At 71.3% G+C, this 23,265-nt stretch carries 20 protein-coding genes; 18 read left to right on the top strand and 2 right to left on the bottom strand.

Annotated elements, in window-relative coordinates; translation table 11 throughout:
* Positions 1-41 precede the first annotated feature (41 nt).
* The 5 genes from OVA28_RS15265 to OVA28_RS15245 are packed head-to-tail and all read left to right on the top strand — an operon-like array spanning position 42 to position 6,463.
* The gene (locus OVA28_RS15265) at positions 42-629 is read left to right on the top strand and encodes a DUF177 domain-containing protein (RefSeq protein WP_268098225.1); all 588 of its coding nucleotides are present in this window, start codon (positions 42-44) and stop codon (positions 627-629) included.
* Between the two features lie 46 nt (positions 630-675).
* Positions 676-879, top strand: a complete 204-nt coding sequence (rpmF, locus tag OVA28_RS15260) for a 50S ribosomal protein L32 (protein ID WP_071273047.1) — start codon at positions 676-678, stop codon at positions 877-879.
* A 14-nt stretch (positions 880-893) separates the two neighbouring features.
* On the top strand, positions 894-1,667 hold the full coding sequence (rnc, locus tag OVA28_RS15255) for a ribonuclease III (RefSeq protein WP_194660239.1): 774 nt from the start codon (positions 894-896) through the stop codon (positions 1,665-1,667).
* 4 nt (positions 1,668-1,671) lie between these two features.
* Positions 1,672-2,697, top strand: coding sequence for a bifunctional DNA-formamidopyrimidine glycosylase/DNA-(apurinic or apyrimidinic site) lyase (gene mutM / locus OVA28_RS15250; protein WP_268097547.1), 1,026 nt, complete (start codon positions 1,672-1,674; stop codon positions 2,695-2,697).
* A 31-nt stretch (positions 2,698-2,728) separates the two neighbouring features.
* On the top strand, positions 2,729-6,463 hold the full coding sequence (locus OVA28_RS15245; protein ID WP_268097546.1) for a chromosome segregation SMC family protein: 3,735 nt from the start codon (positions 2,729-2,731) through the stop codon (positions 6,461-6,463).
* 211 nt (positions 6,464-6,674) lie between these two features.
* Here the strand turns inward: OVA28_RS15245 and OVA28_RS15240 are convergent, their stop codons facing one another.
* Complete coding sequence (locus OVA28_RS15240) at positions 6,675-7,703, bottom strand: TerC family protein (protein ID WP_194660242.1); 1,029 nt, start codon at positions 7,701-7,703, stop codon at positions 6,675-6,677.
* 211 nt (positions 7,704-7,914) lie between these two features.
* On the opposite strand from OVA28_RS15240, the gene ftsY reads away from it, so the two are divergent.
* From ftsY to ffh, 5 genes are all read left to right on the top strand, one after another.
* The gene (gene ftsY / locus OVA28_RS15235) at positions 7,915-8,784 is read left to right on the top strand and encodes a signal recognition particle-docking protein FtsY (RefSeq protein ID WP_194660243.1); all 870 of its coding nucleotides are present in this window, start codon (positions 7,915-7,917) and stop codon (positions 8,782-8,784) included.
* Positions 8,785-8,843: 59 nt separating this feature from the next.
* Complete coding sequence (locus tag OVA28_RS15230; protein ID WP_194660244.1) at positions 8,844-9,011, top strand: hypothetical protein; 168 nt, start codon at positions 8,844-8,846, stop codon at positions 9,009-9,011.
* Between the two features lie 146 nt (positions 9,012-9,157).
* Positions 9,158-9,529, top strand: a complete 372-nt coding sequence (locus OVA28_RS15225) for a PadR family transcriptional regulator (protein ID WP_194660245.1) — start codon at positions 9,158-9,160, stop codon at positions 9,527-9,529.
* On the top strand, positions 9,526-10,506 hold the full coding sequence (locus OVA28_RS15220; RefSeq protein ID WP_194660246.1) for a hypothetical protein: 981 nt from the start codon (positions 9,526-9,528) through the stop codon (positions 10,504-10,506). The genes OVA28_RS15225 and OVA28_RS15220 overlap by 4 nt, the downstream gene beginning before the upstream one ends.
* Positions 10,507-10,613: 107 nt before the next feature.
* A complete protein-coding gene (gene ffh / locus OVA28_RS15215) occupies positions 10,614-12,164 on the top strand; it encodes a signal recognition particle protein (RefSeq protein WP_268097545.1) in 1,551 nt (516 codons plus the stop codon).
* A 259-nt stretch (positions 12,165-12,423) separates the two neighbouring features.
* On the opposite strand, the gene OVA28_RS15210 is transcribed toward ffh, so the two are convergent.
* Positions 12,424-13,563 (bottom strand): glutamate--cysteine ligase, encoded by a 1,140-nt coding sequence (locus OVA28_RS15210; RefSeq protein ID WP_268098224.1) that lies wholly within the window; start codon positions 13,561-13,563, stop codon positions 12,424-12,426.
* Between the two features lie 118 nt (positions 13,564-13,681).
* Here OVA28_RS15210 and aroA point away from each other — a divergent pair, with 118 nt between their 5' ends.
* From aroA to trmD, 8 genes are all read left to right on the top strand, one after another.
* On the top strand, positions 13,682-16,840 hold the full coding sequence (gene aroA / locus OVA28_RS15205; protein ID WP_268097543.1) for a 3-phosphoshikimate 1-carboxyvinyltransferase: 3,159 nt from the start codon (positions 13,682-13,684) through the stop codon (positions 16,838-16,840).
* A 4-nt stretch (positions 16,841-16,844) separates the two neighbouring features.
* Entirely contained in the window at positions 16,845-18,014 is a 1,170-nt protein-coding gene (locus OVA28_RS15200; protein ID WP_228504800.1) for an acyl-CoA dehydrogenase family protein, read from the top strand.
* A gap of 88 nt (positions 18,015-18,102) precedes the next feature.
* Positions 18,103-18,972 carry an SDR family oxidoreductase gene (locus OVA28_RS15195; protein ID WP_268097542.1) on the top strand — a complete coding sequence of 290 codons (870 nt, stop codon included), beginning with the start codon at positions 18,103-18,105 and terminating at the stop codon, positions 18,970-18,972.
* Positions 18,973-18,974: 2 nt separating this feature from the next.
* Complete coding sequence (locus tag OVA28_RS15190) at positions 18,975-21,098, top strand: oxidoreductase (RefSeq protein ID WP_268097541.1); 2,124 nt, start codon at positions 18,975-18,977, stop codon at positions 21,096-21,098.
* Positions 21,099-21,266: 168 nt separating this feature from the next.
* Positions 21,267-21,677, top strand: coding sequence for a 30S ribosomal protein S16 (gene rpsP, locus OVA28_RS15185; RefSeq protein WP_268097540.1), 411 nt, complete (start codon positions 21,267-21,269; stop codon positions 21,675-21,677).
* 5 nt (positions 21,678-21,682) lie between these two features.
* Positions 21,683-21,919: an RNA-binding protein gene (locus tag OVA28_RS15180; RefSeq protein WP_071271248.1), complete on the top strand. Its 237-nt coding sequence runs from the start codon at positions 21,683-21,685 to the stop codon at positions 21,917-21,919.
* A gap of 19 nt (positions 21,920-21,938) precedes the next feature.
* Positions 21,939-22,520 carry a ribosome maturation factor RimM gene (rimM, locus tag OVA28_RS15175; protein WP_326493759.1) on the top strand — a complete coding sequence of 194 codons (582 nt, stop codon included), beginning with the start codon at positions 21,939-21,941 and terminating at the stop codon, positions 22,518-22,520.
* A 4-nt stretch (positions 22,521-22,524) separates the two neighbouring features.
* A complete protein-coding gene (trmD, locus tag OVA28_RS15170) occupies positions 22,525-23,214 on the top strand; it encodes a tRNA (guanosine(37)-N1)-methyltransferase TrmD (RefSeq protein WP_268097538.1) in 690 nt (229 codons plus the stop codon).
* The last annotated feature ends 51 nt before the right edge of the window (positions 23,215-23,265 follow it).

The following is a 23,265-nucleotide window of genomic DNA, read 5'->3' as shown; positions in this document are numbered from 1 at the left end:
GGAGCGGTCCCGCGCTAGGATGGTCGATCGTGTCTTCCCCCGTGAACAGCCCCTACGCCCTGCGCGTGCGTGACCTCGCGCACCGACCGGGCGAGATGCGCGAGCACACGCTCGACCTCGTCGTTCTGGAGGACCTCGGAGCCGGCGTCGTCGCCGTCCGTCAGGGCGACGAGATGCACATCGAGCTCCGCCTCGAAGGCCTCCACGAGGGCGTGCTCGTCTCCGGGCACGCGTCAGCCGAGGCCACCGGACAGTGCTCGCGCTGCCTCATCGACATCTCCGAACCCGTCGAGGTCGATTTCGCCGAGCTGTTCGCGTATGATCCCTCGGAGGATTTCGACTTCCATGTTCACGAAGACCACGTGGATTGTGAACCGGTCGTTCGAGACGCAGTGGTGCTGTCACTGCCGTTCCAGCCGGTCTGCCGACCGGACTGCCCAGGCCTCGACCCGGTGACGGGCGAACGTCTGGCAGACCTCGGTGACCGTCCCGCTTCCGGGCCCACGGATCCCCGTTGGGCCGCGCTGGACGGGCTCCGGTTCGACGACAGCAGCACGACGCACAGCACCACCACCGCCCCCGATGCCACCGATGGCGCGGCGCGGACCGAAGCCGACTCGGCTGAGTGACCGCACCCCCACCGACTGACCACCGACCAACCGAAAGAGAACCACCATGGCCGTTCCGAAGCGCAAGCAGTCACGTTCCAACACGCACGCCCGTCGTTCGCAGTGGAAGGCCGCACCGGTCCAGCTCGTGAAGACGATCGAGAACGGTCAGGTCACCTACAGCCTCCCGCACCGCGCGAAGGTCGTCGAGGACTCGGCCGGCACGCCCCTGTACATGGAGTACAAGGGCCGCAAGGTCGCCGACGTCTGATCCGGACTGAACGCATGACAGCGACGTCCGGCTCCGCGGGGTCCAACCCGGTGGGGTCGGACGTCGTTCGTCTGCGTGCGCTCCTCGGGGTGGACGTCGACCTCGACCTGCTCGAGCTCGCCCTCACCCACCGCTCGTACGCGTACGAGCACGGCGGCATCCGACACAACGAGCGCCTCGAGTTCCTCGGCGACTCGATCCTCGGGCAGGCCGTCACCGTCAAGCTCTTCCGCGACTTCCCCGACCTCGACGAAGGCGACCTGGCCAAGCGCCGGGCCAGCCTGGTGTCCACGGTCGCCCTCGCAGAGATCGCCCGTCTGAACGGACTCGGCGCCTGGCTCCGGCTCGGCAAGGGCGAGGAGCAGACCGGCGGCCGCGACAAGTCCTCGATCCTCGCTGACACCGTCGAGGCCATCATCGGCGCGACGTACCTCTCGGCCGGACCGGACCCCGCGACCGCGCTCGTGCTGCGACTCGTCGACCCGCTGCTGATCGACCCGGACCGCTTCGGCGCCGCGATGGACCCGAAGACCAGCCTGCAGGAGCTCGCCGCGTCCCTGACGCTCGGCAACCCGGCCTACCGGGTCACCGAAGAGGGCCCCGACCACGACAAGACCTTCCACGCGACGGTCGTGCTGCAGGGCGAGGACGTCGCCACCGGTTCGGGCTCGAGCAAGAAGGCCGCCGAGATGTCCGCTGCCCTCGAAGCCTGGACACGTCTGTCCGGCCGGGCCGACGAGACAGCCGACCCGACGTCGACGTCGACGACGAGCGCCCCCGGAGCCTGACCAGGTGCCGGAACTCCCCGAGGTCGAGGTCGTCCGCGCCGGCCTCGAACCCGCGGTCAGCGGTGCCCGGGTCCTCGCCGTCCACGTCCTCGACGAACGGGCACTCACCCGGCACGACGGCCCCGGCGAGGACTTCGCCCACCGGCTGACCGGTCGGATCATCGCCGCAGCTGTCCGGCGTGGCAAGTTCCTCTGGATGCCGCTCGAACCAGCACCGAAGCCCGAAGCCTCCAGCACCGAGCACACCGAGCACACCGAGCACACCGAGCACGCCGAGCACCCTGAGGCCCTCGTCGCCCACCTCGGCATGAGCGGCCAGATCCTCCTCGGCCGAGGTGACCGACCCGCGGCGAAGCACCGCCGCATCCTGCTCGAGGTCCAGCCCGCCGGCACCGACCGCGACGGCACGCAGGAACCCCCGGTCGAGCTCGAGTTCGTCGACCAGCGCACGTTCGGCTCGATGGCGATCGACACGATGGTCCCCACGATCGACGGTGCCGCGGCCGGCTTCGCCGGGCACGTCGACGACGAGCACCCGGACGCGTCCTGGCGCCGGAGCATCCCGAGCCAGGTGTCGCACATCGCCCGCGACCCGCTCGACCCCGCGTTCGACGACGACCGCTTCATCGCGATGGCCCGGAAGCGCGCCAGCGGCATCAAGCGCGTCCTGCTCGACCAGGGCGTCGTCAGCGGCATCGGGAACATCTACGCCGACGAGTCGCTGTGGGGCGCGAAGCTCCACTACGACCGTCCAGCGGAGCGGCTGACCCGGGCTGACCTGCGCCTGCTCCTCGCCGAGGTCCGCGCGGTGCTCGGCCGCGCGCTCGAGGACGGCGGCACGAGCTTCGACGCCCAGTACGTCAACGTCAACGGGCAGTCCGGCTACTTCTCCCAGCGCCTCGCGGTCTACGGCCAGCAGGGCAAGCCGTGCCCCCGCTGCGGCACCCCGATCGTGCGCGAGGCCTTCATGAACCGGTCCAGCCACCGTTGCCCCGTGTGCCAACCGCGTCCGCGGGCCACCAGGCGTTAGCCTTCCGGCAACGAGGGAGCCCGGAGACCGCATGTACTTGAAGAGCCTGACCATCAAGGGGTTCAAGTCCTTCGCGCAGCCGACGACGTTCGCGTTCGAGCCCGGCGTCACGTGCATCGTCGGGCCGAACGGCTCGGGCAAGTCCAACGTCGTCGACGCCCTCGCCTGGGTGATGGGGGAGCAGGGGGCGAAGACCCTCCGCGGCGGCACGATGGAGGACGTCATCTTCGCCGGCACCTCGAGCCGTGGTCCGCTCGGCCGCGCACAGGTGCTGCTCACCATCGACAACGCCGACGGTGTGCTGCCGATCGACTACACCGAGGTCACGATCGCCCGGACGCTGTTCCGCAACGGCGGCAGCGAGTACGCCATCAACGGCGAGAACTGCCGGCTCCTCGACGTCCAGGAGCTCCTCAGCGACACCGGCCTCGGCCGCGAGATGCACGTGATCGTCGGGCAGGGCCAGCTCGACAAGGTCCTGCGCGCCACCCCGGAGGACCGGCGCGGCTTCATCGAGGAGGCCGCCGGGATCCTCAAGCACCGCCGCCGCAAGGAGAAGACCCTCCGCAAGCTCGCCGCGATGCAGACGAACCTGACGCGCCTGTCCGACCTGGCGGGGGAGATCCGCCGCCAGCTGAAGCCCCTGGGCCGCCAGGCGGAGGTCGCCCGCAAGGCCCAGTCCGTCGCCGCCGTCGCCCGGGACGCCAAGGCCCGCATCCTCGCGGACGACGTCGTGCGTCTGCGCCGTGAGCTGCACGAGCACCAGGAGGTCGAGGCCGGCCGGAAGTCCGAGCGGATCGTCCTGTCCGAACGCCTCGACCAGACCCGCACGCGCCAGCAGCAGGTCGAGCAGAGCATGGTCGGCGACGACGTGGACCGCGCCCGCACGGTCGTGCACCGGCTGGAGAGCGTGCAGGAGCGGCTCCGCGGCCTGTCGAGCCTGGCGAACCAGCGCCTGATGCTCCTCGCGCAGCAGGCGGACACGCCGCAGCAGGGCCCGACGATCACGCCGGAACAGGTCGACGGGGTCCGCGCCGAGGCCACCCGGCTCGATGCCCAGGCCGCGGAGATGGCCGGCGGGATGGTCGCGACCGCCGAGACCGTCCGTGCCGCCAGGGCCACCCTCGACGCCCTCGACGAGCGGATCGCCGCGCAGGCGGCCCTCGTCACCCAGCACGACCTCGCCGCGCAGCGTCTCACGAGCGCCGTCGAGGTCGCGCGGTCGAAGCGCGGGTCCGTCGTCGCCGACCGCGAGCGCCGTGAGCGTGCCCTCGCCGAGGCCGCCGAGCGCGCCCGCACCGCCGAGGCCGCGTTGGCCGAGGTCGGCACGGACCCGTCGGCCGACGCCGACCCGGACGCCCTCCAGACCGCGCTCGAGACCGCCAGGGCCGGTCTCGAGCAGGCGCAGACCGAGCGCGACGCCCTCCGTGACCGCCTGCACGGGCTCGAACGTGAACGCGACGCGCTCGACGCACGCGTCGCCGCCCTCGCCATGTCGATCGACGTCCGCGACGGCTCGCAGGCCCTCATCGACGCCGGTCGCGCCGGCATCGTCGGCCGCCTGGCCGACCGCCTCCACGTCACACCCGGCCACGAGGGCGCGATCGCTGCCGCCCTCGACGGCCTCGCCGACGCGGTCCTCGCGGAGGACCGCTCCGCCGCGCTCGACGCCGTCACCCACGCCAGGTCCGAGGACATCGGCCGCATCGACGTCGTCGTCGCCGACGCAGCCGGCACACGCTCCGCCGGCCCCGTCCCCGACGGCGTCCGTCCGGCCCTCGACCTCGTCACCGGCCCGCCCGCCCTCGCCGCGATCCTCGCCGACACGTTGGTCGTGGTGTCCGACGACGTCGACCTGGAGGCCGTGCTCACCGCCGCCCCGCAGGCCACGGTCGTGACACGGTCGGGTGACCTGGTCCGCGCGGTCCGTGTCACGGGTGGCGGTGCCCGCACCACGTCCCGCATCGAGCTCGCGGCCGAACGCGACGACGCCGTGGTCCGACGTGACGCGGTCGCGACCGACGCCGAGGACGCGGCCACGAGCCTCCAGGCCGCGCGCAGCGCCGTCGACGACGCGCGCCGCCAGCTGGACGACGCGGACCGGGCGAGCCGTGCGCACGCCGCCGCGGTGGCGGAGTACGACCGCACCAGTGCGTCGGTCCGGGCACGCGCGGAGAACGCCGCTGCCGAGGTCGAGCGCCTCCGGGCGGCCCTGGGGGAGACGGACGGGGCGGTGGCGGCCGCGGAGCAGGCCCTCGCCGACGCCGACCGCGCGCAGCAGGAGCACGCTGCGCAGCCGCGACCCCGCGTCGACGCCTCGGAGCGGCAAGGGCTGCTCGACGCGCTCGAGGCCGCTCGTGCGGCGGAGATCGAACAGCGCATCCAGGTCGAGACCGTGCGCGAGCGCGCCCGTTCCGAGCGGACGCGCGCCGACCAGCTCGACCGGCAGCTCGCGTCCGAGCGGGCCGCCGCCGCTGAGGCCGCACGGCTCGCCGTGATCCGGCGCGGACAGATGGCGACGGCCGAGCGCGTGCTCGCCGACCTGCCCGAGGTGCTCGGCGCCGTGGACCGCTCGCTCGCCGAGGCCCGGGTGCGCCTGGCGACCGAGGAGTCGGAGCGGGCGAAGCGGAACACCGAGTTGCAGACCATCCGCACCGAGGAACGCGAGCTCCGCGACCGGCTGCAGCGGATCACCGACGGGGTGCACTCGCTCGAGATGGAGATCTACGAGAAGAAGCTGCACGTCTCGGGCGTGGTGGACCGGGCGCTGAGCGAACTCGGTCTGGTGGAGTCCGTCCTCGTGGCTGAGTACGGGCCGCACGTGCCGGTGCCCGTCGACGTGCTCATCGACCCCCGGGTGCTCGCGCGACGGCACCGGGACGCCGAACGGGCGGCAGCGGCTGCGGGCGGCGACGGCGACGTGGCGGACAGCGACGACGCGGACAGCACCGACACGCAGACCGACGAAGACACCGACGGGTTCCTGCCTGCCGAGTCCACGCTCCCCGGTGGCCCGGCGCTGCCCGAGTTCGACGCCTCGGACGAGGTCGACCCCGCCGACGTCGAGACGGTGCCCTACGTCCGCGCGGAGCAGGAGCGCCGGCTCGCGGCAGCCGAACGCGACCTCGGGCAGCTCGGCCGGGTGAACCCCCTGGCGCTCGAGGAGTTCCAGGCGCTCGAGCAGCGGCACGCGTTCCTGACCGACCAGCTCGAGGACCTGCAGAAGACCCGCACGGACCTGATGACGATCATCGAGGAGCTCGACGCGAAGATGCAGACGATCTTCGAGTCGGCGTTCAACGACACGAAGGACGCCTTCGACGTCGTGTTCCCGATCCTGTTCCCCGGCGGATCGGGGTCGATCACGCTGACGGACCCCACGGACATGCTCGCGACGGGCATCGAGGTGCAGGTGAAGCCCGCCGGCAAGAAGATCGACCGGCTGACCCTGCTGTCCGGCGGGGAGCGGTCCCTGGCGGCGGTGGCACTCCTCGTGGCGATCTTCACCGCCCGGCCGTCGCCGTTCTACATCATGGACGAGGTCGAGGCGGCGCTCGACGACGCGAACCTCGGCCGGCTTCTCACCGTGTTCGAGCGGCTCCGCGACACCTCGCAGCTCATCGTGATCACGCATCAGAAGCGCACGATGGAGATCGCCGACGCGCTGTACGGGGTGTCGATGCGCCAGGACGGCGTCTCCGCCGTGGTGGGGCAGCGCGTGCAGCGCCGCGAGGCCGAGCCGGCCGACGCGGTCGCGGTCGCGTAGCCGCGGGCGCCGGTCCGGCCGCCCGGCGGCCGCGCCGAGACTCGCTCCCGCGGACAGGTCCGCGCCGGAACCGGCCGCAGGGTGTCCGCATGGCCGAGACTCGGCGCGTCGCCGCCAGGGCGGGCGTGCGGCGGCCCGACGGCCGGACCGGCCACAAACGGGCGGGAGGCGCGGTGCCAGCTGGCACCGCGCCTCCCGTCAGCTGGTCGCGTTACTTCGCGTCGGTCGTCTCGACGGTGCGCTGCGAGCCGGTCGGGGTGAGCCCGCGCTCCTGGCGCTTCTTCGAGACCACCAGGGAGGCAGCGGTGGCGACCGCGATCGTCAGCATGATGAACCCGAGCGAGAACCAGATCGGGATCTCCGGCGCCCACTCGATGTGCTCGCCGCCGTTGATGAAGGGCAGCTCGTTGACGTGCATGGCGTGGAACACGAGCTTCACGCCGATGAAGCCGAGGATGACCGCGAGGCCCTGACCCAGGTAGATGAGGCGCTCGAGCAGCCCGGCGATGAGGAAGTACAGCTGGCGGAGCCCGAGGAGCGAGAACGCGTTCGCGGTGAACACGATGAAGGCGTCCTGCGTCAGACCGAAGATCGCGGGGATGGAGTCGAGCGCGAACAGCACGTCGGTGAGGCCGATCGCGACCATGACGAGCAGCATCGGGGTGAAGAGGCGCTTGCCGTCGACGCGGGTGGTCAGGCGGTCGCCGTCGTAGTGGTCCGCGGTCGGGATGACGCGCTTGAGGATGCGGATCAGGCGGGAGTCACCCTCGTCGGCACCGTGGTCGTTGCCGCTGCGGGCCTGCGACCAGGCGAGCCAGAACAGCAGCGCGCCGAAGAGGTAGAACACCCACGAGAAGTTGTCGATGATCGTGACGCCGAGGGCGATGAACACACCGCGGGCCGCGAGGGCGATGGCGACACCGACCAGCAGGACCTTCTGCTGGAACTCCTTCGGCACCGCGAAGGAGGACATGATGATGAGGAAGACGAAGAGGTTGTCGACCGACAGGGCCTTCTCGGTGAGCCACCCGGCGAAGTACTCACCGCCGGCCTGCCCGCCGCCGAAGACCAGGATGCCGATGCCGAACACGATCGCCAGCGCGATGTAGACGGCCGACCAGATCGCGGACTCGCGGATGTGTGGCACGTGCGGCGTGCGCACGTGCGAGTAGAAGTCGAAGACCAGCAGCGCCAGGATGCCGGCGATGGTGATGAGCCAGACTGAGGTGGGGACGTCCACGGATGGATCCTTCAGGTGTGTGGGCGAGTGGGTACGCCGAGGCCTGAAGGTCTCTTCCGCCGATGTCGCCCGAGTGGGCGACACGCGACCGGCGCCCCGGGACCGGATCGTTCCGGCCCGTACTGACGGGGACACCGAGAGGGAATACTCCCCTTCGTGATGCCCATGGTAGCGGGGCACGGCCACATCCGCGGCGCTCTAAGCTGGGAGCATGGCGAGTACTTGGTCACTGTCCTCCCGTCTCCGGGGCCTCTTCCAGCGGAAGACCATCGACGACACGACGTGGGACGACCTCGAGACCGCCCTCATCGGCGCCGACTTCGGTCCTGACATCTCCGAGGAGATCATCGAGGACCTCCGCGCTCGGGTCGAGCGGTACGCCACGACGGACCCCGCCGACCTGAACCGCATGCTCCGCGAGGTCCTCGAGGAACGGCTGTCGAAGCTCGACACCACGCTCAAGCTCAGCGCCCGGCCGGCCGTCGTGCTCGTGGTCGGGGTGAACGGCGTCGGCAAGACCACCACCATCGGCAAATTCGCCAAGTTCCTGAAGACGTACGACCGCACCGTGGTCGTCGGCGCGGCCGACACCTTCCGCGCCGCAGCGGTCGAGCAGGTCGCGACGTGGGCCGCACGCGCCGGGGTCGAGGTCGTCCGACCGTCGCAGCCCGGGCAGGACCCGGCGTCGGTCGCGTACCAGACCGTCGAGAAGGCCATGCGCGACGGCACCGAGATCGTCGTCATCGACACCGCGGGCCGGCTGCACACCAAGGCCGGCCTGATGGACGAGCTCGGCAAGATCAAGCGCGTCATCGAGAAGCAGACCGAGATCTCCGAGGTGCTGCTCGTCCTCGACGCCACCACCGGGCAGAACGGGCTCGCACAGGCCCAGGCCTTCATCGAGGGCGCCGGGGTCACCGGGCTCGTCATCACGAAGCTCGACGGCTCGGCCAAGGCGGGCTTCGTGCTGAGCGTGCAGGAGAAGACCGGCATCCCGATCAAGCTCATCGGGCAGGGCGAGGGCATCAACGACCTCACGGGCTTCACCCCGCACGTGTTCGTGCAGAACCTCGTGGGCTGAGCGCGGGTACCGTCTCGGCAGTACACGGATCGTCCAGGTACGTCGGAAGGGGTCCCCACATGCCCGCACTGCTCATCATCGCCATCATCATCGGCATCGTCCTGCTCGTGACCGGGATCGTCAGCGCCGCGCTGAAGTTCCTGCTGTTCATCGGCCTCGTGCTCATCGTCCTGGCCGTCATCGGCTGGATCGTGCGCCGCGTCCGCGGCGGCGCCTCGCGCGTCTGACGACTCGGCCACATGACGAACGGGAGGCTCCCCACCAGCTGGTGGGGAGCCTCCCGTTCGTCATGGGCCCGGCCGACGTGCGGCGACGCCGCGGCTCGGCGGCGGGCCGCTTGCGCATGCTCTGACGGTCAGAGTATCTTCGTCACATGAGCACCACGGAGATGCGGGAACCGACCCTGCTCGTGCTGACGTCACTCGCCGGAGGGCGGAAGCACGGCTACGGCCTGATCGGGGACGCCGCCGACCTGTCCGACGGACGTGTCCGACTCAAGGTGGGCACGCTCTACGCGGTGCTCGACCGGCTCCTGGACCAGGGGCTCGTCGCCCCGGCCGGCGAGGAGGTCGTCGACGGACGACTCCGGCGGTACTTCGAGCTGACGGACGCTGGTGCCGGCGCGCTCGACGCCGAGGTCCGCCGCATCGAGGCGAACGCCGCCGCGGCACGGACGCGGCTCGCCGCATGGCGACCGGGAACCGCCACACGCAGCATCCACATCCGACTGGGGGGAGTGTCGTGACGAACACGAGGCTGGGACAGGGCACGCGGCTGGAACGCGAGTACGGGCGAGCCCTCGGGTGGTACCCGGCTCGCTGGCGGCGGACGCACGGGCCCGCGATGCTGGGCACGCTGCTCGACGTGGCGGAGGGGGAAGGCCGGACCCGACCGGTCATCGGCGAGTTGGCCGACCTCCGGTGGCAGGGCATCCGAGAGCGGGTGAACTCCGTCGTGCCGACCGACGTCCGGGCGCTCGCCGCCTCGATCGGGACCGGTTCGGCAGCCGGCTTCGCGCTCGTCTACCTCGTGTGGGTGTCGTGGGCTCCGTGGGACCCCAGGCCGCTGTCGGTCCCGGACGGTGTGGACACCTTCGGGCCGTTCTGGAACGCCGGCATGCTGTTCTGCATCCCGCTCCTGCTCAGTGCCCTCGCGGCCCTGACCGGGGCGCGGTGGCTCGCGCACCTCTTCGTCGTGGTGGGGCTCGTCGCGCTGCCCGTCACCGCCGTGTTCGTCCGTGCGACGGAGGCGTGGAACGGGCCGCGTTCCACCACGCTGGGCCTCGCAGCGCTCCTCTGCCTGGTCACGCTCGTCGGCGATCCGCGGCGACGGCGGGCGCTCGGGTGGAGCGCCGGTGTCGTCGGGGGCGCGCTGTCCCTCTTCGCCGTGTTCCAGCCAGGTGCCGGGCACGGCTTCGTGGTCCGGACAGTCGACGACGGCGGGTTCTGGCAGTTCGTGGCCTCGGCGTGGATGCTCGCGGCCGCGGCGTTCCTGGTGGTCGTGGTCGTGGTGGTCCTCGTCTCGCGGGGCCACGCCGTCGTCGGCGCGGCGGTGGCGCTGGCCTGGTTGCCCTGGGGCGGCGCCGGTACGGTCGCGCTGTGGTGGTTCGCGGGTGAGGAGGCGGACGCCGTCGTGATGGCGGCGGGCACCGGGGCGCTCGTGGTGCTCGCACTCACCGCTACCCGCTGGCAGGCTCAGCGCTCCCGGCGCGAGCAGGCATGACCGGCACCGCTCCGAGGGAGCAGGAACCGTCGAGAGCCGTCCGCGGGCCCGACGATTCCTGCTCACTCGACGACCGCGGCCGCGCGGCCCTGTAGAATTCTCGGACTATGGCGCAATTCGGATCGCTTTCTGATCGGCTCACCGAGACCTTCCGCAACCTGCGGACCAAGGGACGGCTCACCCCGTCGGACGTGGACGGCACGGTCCGCGAGATCCGCCGGGCCCTGCTCGACGCGGACGTCGCCCTCGAGGTCGTCAAGGCCTTCACGGCGGCGGTGCGCGAGCGTGCCCTCTCCGACGAGGTCAACCGGGCGCTGAACCCCGCGCAGCAGGTCGTCCAGATCGTCAACGAGGAGCTCGTCGGCATCCTCGGCGGGCAGCAGCGCCGGCTCGAGTTCGCCAAGCGTCCGCCGACGGTCATCATGCTCGCGGGCCTGCAGGGTGCCGGCAAGACGACCCTCGCGGGCAAGCTCGGCAAGTGGCTCAAGAAGGACGGCCACACTCCGATGCTCGTCGCGGCGGACCTCCAGCGCCCGAACGCCGTGCAGCAGCTCCAGGTCGTCGGCGAGCAGGCCGGCGTGCACGTCTTCGCCCCGGAGCCCGGCAACGGCGTCGGGGACCCGGTCAAGGTCGCCAAGAACGCGATCAAGGCCGCGGTCGACCAGCAGTACGACACCGTCATCGTGGACACCGCCGGTCGTCTCGGTGTGGACGCCGAGCTGATGAAGCAGGCCGCCAACATCCGCAAGGCCGTCGACCCGGACGAGGTCCTCTTCGTCATCGACGCGATGATCGGTCAGGACGCCGTCACGACGGCCCGTGCCTTCCAGGAGGGCGTCGACTTCACCGGCGTCGTCCTGTCCAAGCTCGACGGTGACGCCCGCGGTGGTGCGGCCCTGTCGGTCGCCAGCGTGACCGGCCGTCCGATCATGTTCGCGTCCACGGGCGAGGGGCTCGACGACTTCGAGCCGTTCCACCCGGACCGCATGGCGAGCCGCATCCTCGACCTCGGCGACATCCTCTCCCTCATCGAGCAGGCCCAGGGCGCCTTCGACGAGGAACAGGCGATGAAGGTCGCCGAGAAGATCGCGTCCGACACCTTCACCCTGAACGACTTCCTCGAGCAGATGCAGCAGCTCCGCAAGGCGGGGTCCATCAAGGGCATGCTCGGGATGCTCCCCGGTGCGAAGGGCATGCGTGAAGCCCTCGACAACTTCGACGAGCGCGAGATCATCCGCACCGAGGCCATCATCCAGTCGATGACGCCGCAGGAGCGCGAGCTGCCCAAGCTCCTCAACGGCTCCCGTCGGCTCCGCATCGCGCGGGGTGCCGGCTCGACCGTGACCGAGGTCAACCAGCTCGTCAACCGCTTCGAGCAGGCGGCGAAGATGATGAAGACCGTCGCCCGCGGCGGCGTGCCGCAGATGCCGGGCATGGGTCCGATCCCGGGCATGCACGGCGGCAAGAAGGCACAGCAGCAGGGCAGCAAGAAGAAGAAGGTCGGCAACCCGGCCAAGCGCGCGGCCCTCGCCGCCGGCACCGCTGCGCCGCAGCCGCAGGCGCCGAAGGGCTCCGGCCTCGGGCTCGGCGGCGGCAAGAACGGCAAGGCACCGACCGAGGAAGAGCTCGCGAGCCTCCAGAAGTTCCTGGGTCGCTGACGCGCGCGCTCCGCTCAGAGCGACGCGCCAGCGGCGCGCGGCGCCAGCGCCGAGCGAGCCTGCGAGGTCGGTCCGACAGACAGACGGGAGGCCCGTGGCGGATCCGCCACGGGCCTCCCGTCTGTCTGTGGTGCGTTCTGACCCACCGGGCCGGACTCAGCGAGTCGAATCGCGCGTCGAGGGTCGGAAATCGTGACCCCCTACGCGCGAAACGACCCCCTACGCGCGAAACGACCGCCTACGCGCGGGGCCGCCCGCGTCAGAGCGAGTCGCTCAGCTCCGCGACCAGGTGTCGGACGACCGCGCGCAGGTCGCCCCCGTGCTCCTGCGCCACCTTCAGCTGGCGCTGGTAGGACGCGCCCCGCTCGATCATCGTGTCGAGGTGGTGCAGTTCCTGCTGGCAGCCGAGGCGCTCCGCGACCGGGTCGAGCCGCGTGACGAGGTCGTGGACCTCGTCGGTGACCAGGCGTTCGTCGCCGGCGACGTTCGTGATGATCTCGGCGTCCATGCCGTAGCGGGCGGCACGCCACTTGTTCTCGCGCACGAACCAGGGCTGCATGGTCGGCAGGGTCTCGCCGGCGTCGAGCCGGTCCGAGGACGCGGTCACCAGGCACTGCACGAGCGCGGTGACGGCGCCCACCTCCTGCAGGGTCGAGATGCCGTCGGAGACCCGGTTCTCCAGCGTGCCCCACCCCGGCGAGGGGCGGATGTCCCAGCGGAGGTCCTTGACGCCCTCGATCACCCCGGTGTGGGTGAGGTCACCGACGACCTCCTCGAAGTTCGCCCACGCGCCGAGCTGCGGCGGGAGCCCGCCCGTGGGGAGCTGCTGGAACATCAGGGCACGGTTCGACGCGTACCCGGTGTCGGTGCCGGCCCAGAACGGGCTCGACGCGGTGAAGGCCTGCAGGTGCGGCACGTAGGCGAGCATGGCGTTCATGATCGGGACGGCCTTGTCGCGGTCATCGATCCCGACGTGCACGTGCACGCCCCAGATGAGCATCTGGCGGCCCCACCAGCGCGTGCGGTCGATGAGCTCCGTGTAGTGCTCGCTGTCCGGCGTGATCTCCTGCTGGTCCCACACGGCGAACGGGTGCGTGCCGGAGCACATGACCTGGGCGCCGAGCGGTTCGGCGGCGTCGATGACCTCACCGATCGTGGCCGACAGCTCCGACGTGGCCCCGTGGACGGTCTCGTGCACACCGGTGACGACCTCGACCGTGTTGGTCAGCAGCTCCTCGGTGACCTTGTCGTGGTCGCCGAGGCGCTCGTGCACGGCGGCGATGACGGCGGGGGCGCGGGGAGTCAGGTCGCCGGTGTCGCGATCGACCAGCGGGAGTTCCCACTCGACGCCGATGGTCGAAGGGCGGGACTCGGTGAAGCGGATGTCCATGCTGTACATCCTGCCGGGGAGGTTGTCGGACACGCACAAGGAACCGTTGTCCTGATCGTGCTGATCAGTTTCCCAGGTGCTTCACACCAGGACTACCGTAGAAGCGCCGAACAGGGAAGAGGTACGCATGCAGCTGGTCGTCCGCGGTTCGTCCGCACCGCTCGTCGGAGAACTCGACATCCCGGTCTCGAAGTACCACGCGCACCGCGCCCTGGTGCTCGCCTCCCTGGCGAAGGGGACGAGCATCGTCTCCGGGATCAGCGCCACCCGCCAGGTCGAGTGGACCGTCGGCACGCTCCGTGCCCTCGGCGTCGACGTCAAGCGCCGCGGCAACGAGTACCACGTCACCGGGCTCGGCGGCCGGTACGAGGCCACCGACGTCGTCGACCACGGCTCCCGCGGGGCCGACGGCCTGCTGAACATGGGGTCCTCCGGCACCACCCTCTACTTCATGACCGGCCTGGCGTCCCTGGCCGACAAGCCGATGACGCTCTCCGGGATGAAGTACTTCCAGCGTCGTCCGATCAAGGCCCTGCTCACCTCGCTGACCCAGATGGGCATCCAGCTCGAGGCCACGCACGACTGCCCGCCCGTCACCGTGCAGCCGGGGCGCCCCCGCGGCGGCGACGTCTCGATCGCCGGCACCCTGTCGCAGTGGGTGTCCGGGCTGCTGCTCGTGGCGCCCTTCGCCGAGCAGGAGACCCGCATCCACATCACCGGCGGGCGGCTCAACGAGCAGCCCTACGTCGAGCTGACGGTCCGGATGATGCGACAGTTCGGTCTGCGCGTCGAGGTCTCCGACGACTGGCTCGAGTACCGGATCCCGGCGAACCAGCAGGCCACCCCGCACGACTACGTCATCCCGCCGGACATCGGCTCCGCCGCGTTCGGCATCGCCGCCGCCGGCATCCGCGAGTCGAACGTGCTCCTGCGCGGCATGACCGCGTTCACCACGGCGGAGACCGACCACCCGGAGAGCGAGTTCCTCGACCTCGCCACCGCGATGGGCGTCCCGATGCGCATCGACGAGGAGACCGGCTTCGTGCGCATCGAGCACGACGGCTCCCCGCTGCGCCCCCTCGACATCGACTGCCAGCCGATCCCGGACCTGCTGCCGGTGCTGTCGACGATGGCGACCTTCGCCGAGGGCACGACCCGGCTCTGGAACGTGGCGCACATCCGCCTGAAGGAGTCCGACCGCGTCGCCGCGATGCTCCAGCTGAACCGCATGGGTGGCCGCGCCGAGCAGGGCGCCGACGAGCTCCGCGTCACCGGTGTCGGCGCCGGGACGCTGCAGGGCGCGTCGATGTCCTCGTTCAACGACCACCGCGTGCTGATGTCCCTGGCCGTCGCCGCGACCCGGGCCGAGGGCGTCTCCGCACTCACCTACCCCCGGGCCTACCGGATCTCCTACCCGACCTTCCTCGAGGCGATGAACTCCGTCGGCCTGGACATGCAGGTCGGCGACGCCGAGGCCGCGATGGCCGCGGCCGACGTCCGCGCCGACCGGGCCGAGGTCATCGACCAGCGCACGGACCTCGGCGAGGACACCGCCTCCGTCGCCCGTGCCGAGGACCTGCCGGCGCTCGCCGGGGTCGACGCCGAACCCCTCGTCCTCAGCGAGAAGGTGCGCTCGCTCGCCGAGACGGACCCCGACGGCCTCGCGGTCATCGAGGTCGGCGGTCCGGAGCCGGTGAACACGACCTGGCGGGAACTGCAGGACGAGGCCGACCAGGTGTCCGCCCTGCTCCTCGAGCTCGGGGTGCGCCGCGGCGAGTCCGTCGCCATGCAGCTGCCGAACTGGCGCGAGTTCGTCTCGATCACCCTCGGGGCGATCCAGATCGGCGCCGTCGCGACGCCGATCATGCCGGTGTTCGGTCCGCGCGAGACCACCATGACGCTCGCCCGGTCCCGCGCCCGCGTGGTCTTCCTGCCGAACGTCTTCCGCAAGCGCCGCCCGGCCCTGGAGCTCCTCGACGTCATCGACGAGGCCGCCGCCCAGAAGCGCCGGCTCGCCGTCGAGCACGTCATCGTGCTGCGTTCCGAGGCCCGCGGCCCGGGGGAGACCCCGACGAACCAGCCGCCGCTGCCGGCCGACGCGTCCGCGCGGGTCGCCGCGAGCGAGTGGAACTGGCGCTACTGGGACACCGCGCTCGGGTCGGTGCAGGTCGACGTCGAGCAGATCCGCTCGCATGCCCCGACCCCGGACGACGTCTGCCAGCTGCTCTTCACCTCCGGCACCACCGGCGAGCCGAAGGGCGTCCAGCACCCGCACCGCACCCTCGGCCTGGCCACCGCGATGCACGTGGCCCAGTCCGGGCTGACGAGCGAGGACCGGATCTACATCCCGTCGCCGCTCGCGCACCAGACCGGGTTCCTCTACGGCATGCTGCTGGCCTTCCGGCTCGGTGCACCGCAGGTGATCCAGCCCGTGTGGGACGGCCGCGCCGCCCTCGAGCAGGCCTTCGGCGCAGCCGGAGCGACGTTCGTGCAGTGCGCGACGCCGTTCCTCACCGACCTCGTCGACCTGGTGGAGGCCGGTGCCCCCGCGCCCGAGAGCCTGCGCATCTTCGTGCCGACCGGAGCCGCGGTGCCCCGTGCCCTCGCGCAGCGCGCCGCCACGGTGCTCGGCACGGCGATCCTCGGCGCGTTCGGCACCAGCGAGACGTGCCTCGGCGCGCTCTCCAGCCCCAGCGACGACCCCGCCGCCGCGTACGGTCACGACGGCCGGGCGCTCCCCGGCATCAGCATCCGCATCGTCGACGACGAGGGCACCGAGCTGCCGGCGGACACCGAGGGCAACTTCGAGCTGTCCTCGCCGACGATGTTCGACGGCTACCTCGACCGCCCTGACCTGACCGACGACGTCTTCACCCCGGACGGCTGGTACCGCACCGGCGACCTGGCGAAGGTGGACGCCAACGGCTTCCTCTCGATCACCGGTCGTGTCAAGGACGTCATCAACCGCGGCGGTGAGAAGATCCCCGTCGTGGAGATCGAGAACCTGCTCTACCAGCACCCGCTCGTGACGGACGTCGCGATCGTGGCCATGCCCGACGAGCGCCTCGGTGAGCGGGCCTGCGCGTACGTGGTGTCGGCGCGCGCGGACGAGCCGCTCGACTTCGACGGCATGCAGCAGTACCTGGAGAACGCCGGCGTCAGCAAGTACTACTGGCCCGAGCGGCTCGAGTACATCGACGAACTGCCGCGCAACGCGGTCGGCAAGGTCCAGAAGAACGTCCTGCGCGAGCAGGTCGCCGCGCTCGTGAGCACGAAGGAGAACTGAGACGATGACGATGGTCATGGAACCCGCGACCGAGCAGGACCTCCAGGAGCTCAAGGCCGAGGTCACCGAGTGGGTCCGCACCCGCGGCGAGGACTGGGCGAACGAGATCGAGCGCACCGGCCAGGTCGCCCCCGAGCTGTTCCAGGAGCTCAAGGACCGCGGCTGGCTGAGCCTCGCGGCACCCGTCGAGCTCGGTGGCCGGGACATCCCCTTCTCCCGCTACCTCGAGGTGATGGAGATCGTCTCGCGCTCCCACGCGTCGATCCGGATGCTCGTGCACGTCATCAACGGCACCTGGCGGGCCATGGCCCCGTACGCCTCCCCGGAGCAGATCGAACAGGTCGTCAAGCCCTCGGTCGCCGGTGAGAAGCTCGTCGCCTTCACCCTGACCGAGGCCACGGCCGGCACCGGCGCGGACATCCGCACGACGGTGCGCCGCGAGGGCGACACGTACGTGATGAACGGCGAGAAGCACCTCATCACGTTCGGCGTGAAGTGCGACTACTGGCTCATCGCCGCCCGCCTCGAGGGCACCACGGGCCAGGACGGCACCGTCGCGTTCCTCATGCCGAACACCGGGCTGCCCGGTGCCGAGGTGATCGACGACTCCGACACCATGGGCATCCGCGGCACCGACCACGCGATCCTCCGCTTCACCGACACCCCGATCCCGGCCAGCGCGCGTCTCGGCGAGGAGGGCCAGGGCCTCGAGGTCGCCCTCGGCGGCTTCCTGCTCCCGAGTCGCATCTCGGTCGCGATGAGCGCCGTCGGCCTGGCCGAGCGGGCCAACGAGCTCGCGGTCGAGTACGCGAACGAGCGCGAGACCTTCGGCAAGAAGCTCTCCACGCGCCAGGCCATCCAGTTCTACCTCGCCGAGAACTACGCCGACATCGCCGCCGCCCGGGCCCTCGTGCTCGAGGCCGCGCGCGCCTACGAGGAGGGCCGTCCCGACGCCGGCACGCTCTCCAGCGCCTCGAAGATGATCGCGGTCGACATGCTCGCTCGCGTGACCGACAAGGCCCTGCAGGTGCACGGCGGGCAGGGCTACTGGAAGCGCAACGCGATCGAGCGGGTCTACCGCGACGCCCGCGCGCAGCGCTTCGAGGAGGGCACCAACGAGATCCAGAAGCTCATCGTCGGCCGTGCCGTCGTGACCGGCCAGGCCGGGTTCTGAGACACCACCGACAACCGGCCGGGAGGCCCGTGGCGGGGCCCGCCACGAGCCTCCTGTCCGCCCCTGCACACGCAACAAGAGGACTGACGTGACCGACCCCACCACCGCACCCATCGCCCTGATCACCGGCGCGTCGCGCGGCATCGGCCGCCTGCTCGCGCAGAAGCTCGGCGCGCGCGGCGTGACCGTGGTCATCAACTACAAGAAGAACGCCGACCTGGCCGAGGAGTCGCTCGCCGACGTCCGGGCCGCGGGTGGCGACGGCATCACGGTGCAGGCCGACATCGAGGACCCGGCGTCGCTCGACGCCATGTTCGACCTGGTGCGGGACACCTACGGCCGCCTCGACATGTTCGTCGCGAACGCCGCGGCCAGCGCCTTCAAGCCCGTCGCGGACCTGAAGCTGCACCACCTGGACCGCAGCTACGCCACGAACGCCCGGTCGTTCGTGCTCGGCGCCCAGCGTGCCGCGGAGCTGATGGACCGCGGCGGCCGCATCGTCGTCGTCACCTCGTACGGGTCGCTGCGCGCGTTCCCGACGTACGCCGCCCTCGGTGCCGCCAAGGCGATGACCGAGTCGTACATGCAGTACATGGCGGTGGAGTTCGGTCCGCGACAGATCACCGTGAACGCGGTCAACGGCGGGCTCATCGACACCGACTCGCTCGACTACTTCTACAACGCGGTGCCGGGCATGGCGCCGATGGAGTCCGTGCTGTCGAAGGTGCCGCTGCAGCGCCCGGGCACCGCGGACGACATGGCCGACGCGGTCGACTTCCTGCTCTCCGACAAGGCGTCGTACATCACGGGGCAGATCCTGTCCGTCGACGGGGGCATCACCGTCGTCGCGCCGCCGTTCTGGTCGGACACGACCTCGCCGCTGCGGGACGCCGTCCTGCCCGGTGACGACGCTGACGGTCCCAAGGGCCCGTCCGTCATGGGCGACGTCGGGGAGTAGTCGTGACCCTCGCCGCTCCCGACACCGCCGTCGCCACGGTCGCGTCCGCCTGGACGCTCGGCCCCCTGCACCTGGGGAACCGGGTGGTCATGGGGTCGATGCACACCGGGCTCGAGGTCCACGACGACGGCGGTGTCGGCATGGCGGCGTTCTACCGTGAACGTGCCGCCGGGGGAGCGGCCTGCATCATCACCGGCGGCATCGCGGTCAGCGACGAAGCCCGCGGCGGCCCCGACTTCGCCGTGTTCGGCGTGGACGGTGCCGACGAGCGCTTCCGGGTCGCGGTCGACGCCGTGCACCAGGAGGGCGGCACGATCCTCGCGCAGCTCTTCCATGCGGGGCGGTACGCGCTCGTGGGCGGCATGGTCGACCGACACGGTGCCCCCCAGCGCGCGGTCGCGCCGTCCGGTCTGCCCTGGGCGGCTGCACGCGGCGTGGTGCCGACCGAGCTCACCGCAGAGGAGATCGAGCGGACGATCGAGGACTTCGCCGTCGCGGCGCGGTCCGCCCGTGACATCGGCTTCGACGGCGTCGAGATCATGGCGTCCGAGGGCTACCTGATCAACCAGTTCCACTCGCCGCTGACGAACCTGCGTGACGACGCCTGGGGCGGCTCGCCCGAGCGGCGTCGGCGGTTCCCGGTCGCCGTCGTCCGGGCCGTGCGTGCCGCCGTGCCCGACCTCGCCGTCACGATCCGGTTGTCCGGCGCGGACCTCATGCCCGGGTCCTCGACCCCGGAGGACGTGGACGCCCTGGTGCACGACCTGCTGCCGCTCGGCCTCGACGGCATCTCGGTCGGCATCGGCTGGCACGAGTCCCGCACCCCCACCGTCCAGGCCGCCGTGCCGCACGGAGCGTGGCTGTCCTACGCGCGGCGCATCGCCCGGGTGGTCCGCGACTCGTCGTACCCGGACGTCCGGGTCATCGCCTCGAACCGGATGACGGACCTGCGCGACGGCGAGGCCGTGCTCGCCGACGGACTCATCGACGCCGTGGCCCTGGCGCGCCCGTTCCTCGCCGACCCCGCCATCGTGTCCCGCTCGCTCGCGGGCCGCTTCACCCTGGTCAACACCTGCATCGGCTGCAACCAGGCCTGCCTCGACCGCTCCATCGTCGGTCAGCCCGTCTCCTGCCTGGTCAACCCCCGCGCCGCACGCGAGGTCGCGTTCCCGCTCCGTCCGACGACCGAGCCGAAGCGCGTCGACGTCGTCGGTGGGGGACCGGCGGGACTCGCTGCCGCCGTGGACGCCGCCCGTCGTGGCCACCGGGTGACCCTGTGGGAGGCCGCCGGCCAGCTCGGCGGCCAGTTCGGGCTCGCCGCCGTCATCCCGGGCAAGGAGGACTACGCCGGACCGGTCCGGGCCGCCCGCGCCGAGCTCGACGAGCGCGGTGCGACCGTGCACCTCGGCCGCCGGGCCGCCGCCGCGGACCTCCTCGACAGCGACGCCGTCGTGCTCGCCCCCGGGGTCCTGCCCCGCGTGGTCGACGTCCCGGGCGCCGACCTGCCGCACGTCGTGTCCTACGAGCGGGCGCTCACCGAGGGTGTCCCCGCCGGCACGGTCGCCGTCATCGGCGGTGGCGGCATCGGCGTCGACACCGCCGCCTTCCTCACCGAGTCGCCGGACGAGGCCGTCCGTGCGGGGGAGTTCGCCGCCCGCTGGGACCTCTCCGTGGCGCGGGACGTCGTCGGGGACCTGCCGCAGCGAGAGCCCGCCGCCGCGCGCACCACCCGTCCCGGTGACCAGGTCACGGTGCTCCGGCGCACGGGCAAGTTCGGCCAGGGCGTCGGCCTGACGTCCCGGTGGGTCGCACTCGGTCGTCTCCGCGACGCCGGCGTGCGCATGGTCGGCGGTGTCCAGGAGTACCTGCGCATCGAGCCGGGAACGCTGTGGATCCGTGACGAGGACGGCGAGGAACGGGCGATCCCGGCGGACCACGTCGTGATCTGTGCCGGCCAGGAGAGCGCGACCGGCGCGGACGGTGACGACCCCACCGGACTGGTGTCGGGCCTCCAGGACGCCGGCGTGCCGTTCGCCGTCGTCGGCGGCGCACGTGACGCCCGGAGCGTCGACGCCGTCCGTGCGACGACCGAGGCGCTGGAGGCCGTGCGGTCCCTTGCGCCGTGACGGCGCGCCCTGGCTCGCTTCTCGCTCGGAAACCTGCAAGAATGAACGGTCGAAACGTGTCCGCTCGACCCTCTATCCAGCGGATCACGTATCTCTCGAGCTTCCACCGTGTGTGCCCCCACGCCCGCGGTTCCGGTTCAACCACAACAACACGCAACAGGAGCATTTGTGGCTGTCAAGATCCGTCTCAAGCGTCTCGGTAAGATCCGGGCGCCGTACTACCGTGTCGTCGTCGCCGACTCGCGCACCAAGCGCGACGGTCGCGTCATCGAGGAGATCGGTCAGTACCACCCGACCGAGGAGCCCTCGGTCATCAAGATCGAGTCGGAGCGCGCGCTCTACTGGCTCGGCGTCGGCGCGCAGCCGACCGAGCAGGTCGCCGCACTCCTCAAGCTCACCGGTGACTGGGCCAAGTTCAAGGGCGAGGCCGACACCACCTCCAAGGTGAAGGTCGCCGAGCCGAAGCAGCCCTTCACGGTCGACTCGACCAAGAAGGCCGTCCTCAAGCCGAAGGCGGAGAAGAAGGCCCCGGCCGCTCCCGTCGAGTCGGCCGACGACGCCGAGACGACCGAGGCGTAACGACCTTGCTCGAATCTGCGCTGACGCACCTCGTCAAGGGGATCGTCGATCACCCTGACGACGTGCGCGTCGCCAGTTCCACCTCCGCGCGGGGCGAGGTCCTCGAGGTGCACGTGCACCCCGAGGACCTCGGCCGCGTGATCGGACGCGCCGGTCGGACCGCCAAGGCGCTCCGCACCCTCGTCACGGCTCTGGCCGATGGCAAGCGGGTGCGGGTCGACGTGGTCGACTCCGATTCCTGACGAGGCGACCCAGGTCCGGGTGGGTCGCATCACCAAGGCGCACGGGCTCAAGGGCGGTCTCAAGCTCGAGCTCTACACCGACGACCCGGATCGTCGGTTCACCCACGGAGCGGTCTTCACGCTCCAGGTCCCCGAGGACTCTCCCTGGTCGGGCAAGACGCTCGCCATCGACGAACTCCGCTGGTACAACGGCCACCCGGTCGCCTTCTTCGAGGGCATCACGGACCGGTCCGGCGCCGAGACCCTCGCACGGGCCATCCTCTGGGTCGACCAGGACCCCGACGAGGAGACGGGCGAGGACGACGCCTGGTACGACCACCAGCTGGTCGGCCTCCGGGTCCTCCGCGACGGCGTCCAGGTCGGCACGGTCGCCCGCGTCGACCACATGCCGGCGCAGGACCTGCTCGCCGTCGACACCGCTGACCGCGGCGAGGTCCTCGTGCCCTTCGTCTCCGCGATCGTCCCGGCGGTCGACATCGCCGCCGGCACCGTCACCGTGACCCCGCCGACCGGGCTCTTCGAGGACCCGGTCGCCGAGATGGCGACGCCCGAGCCGCCGTCCGCCGTCGCGTCGAGTCCCGCTCCCGACGACGAGTCGTAGCGCCGTGCGCATCGACATCGTCACGATCTTCCCGGAGTTCTTCGGCGTCCTCGACGTCTCGCTGCTCGGGAAGGCACGGCAGGGCGGGCTCCTCGACCTGCACGTGCACGACCTCCGCAGCTGGACCACCGACCGGCACCGCACCGTCGACGACACCCCGTACGGCGGCGGGGCCGGCATGGTGATGAAGCCCGAGCCGTGGGCCCAGGCGCTGTCGTCGATCCTGCGGTCGGACGGGTCATCGACGCTGGTCGTCCCGACCCCGGCCGGCACGCCGTTCCGGCAGTCGATCGCCCGGTCCCTGGCGGACCACGAGCACCTCGTCTTCGCCTGCGGGCGGTACGAGGGCATCGACGCCCGCGTGTTCGAATGGGCAGCGTCGCGCTGCTCGGTCGTCGAGCTGTCCCTCGGTGACTACGTGCTGAACGGCGGCGAGGTCGCGGCGATGGCCATGATCGAGGCCGTCGGACGCCTGGTCCCCGGCGTGGTCGGCAACCCCGAGTCACTCGTCGAGGAGTCCCACGAGGACGGCCTGCTCGAGTACCCCTCGTACACGAAGCCCGCTGCCTGGCGTGAGCACGACGTGCCCGAGGTCCTGCTCTCCGGGCACCACGGGCGCATCGCCGCGTGGCGGCACGAGCAGCAGGTGGAGCGGACGCGGCGCGTCCGCCCGGACCTGCTGCCCGACGCGTAGGGCGCGCTCCCTCCGTCTTCTCCCGCTTTCCCCGCGGCGCGGGTCGAATCG

This window comes from Curtobacterium sp. SL109 (genome assembly GCF_026672405.1).
Taxonomy (GTDB): Bacteria; Actinomycetota; Actinomycetes; order Actinomycetales; family Microbacteriaceae; genus Curtobacterium.
The sequence above is the reverse complement of the archived record's forward strand: the minus strand, read 5'-3'. Positions and strand labels throughout refer to the sequence as shown.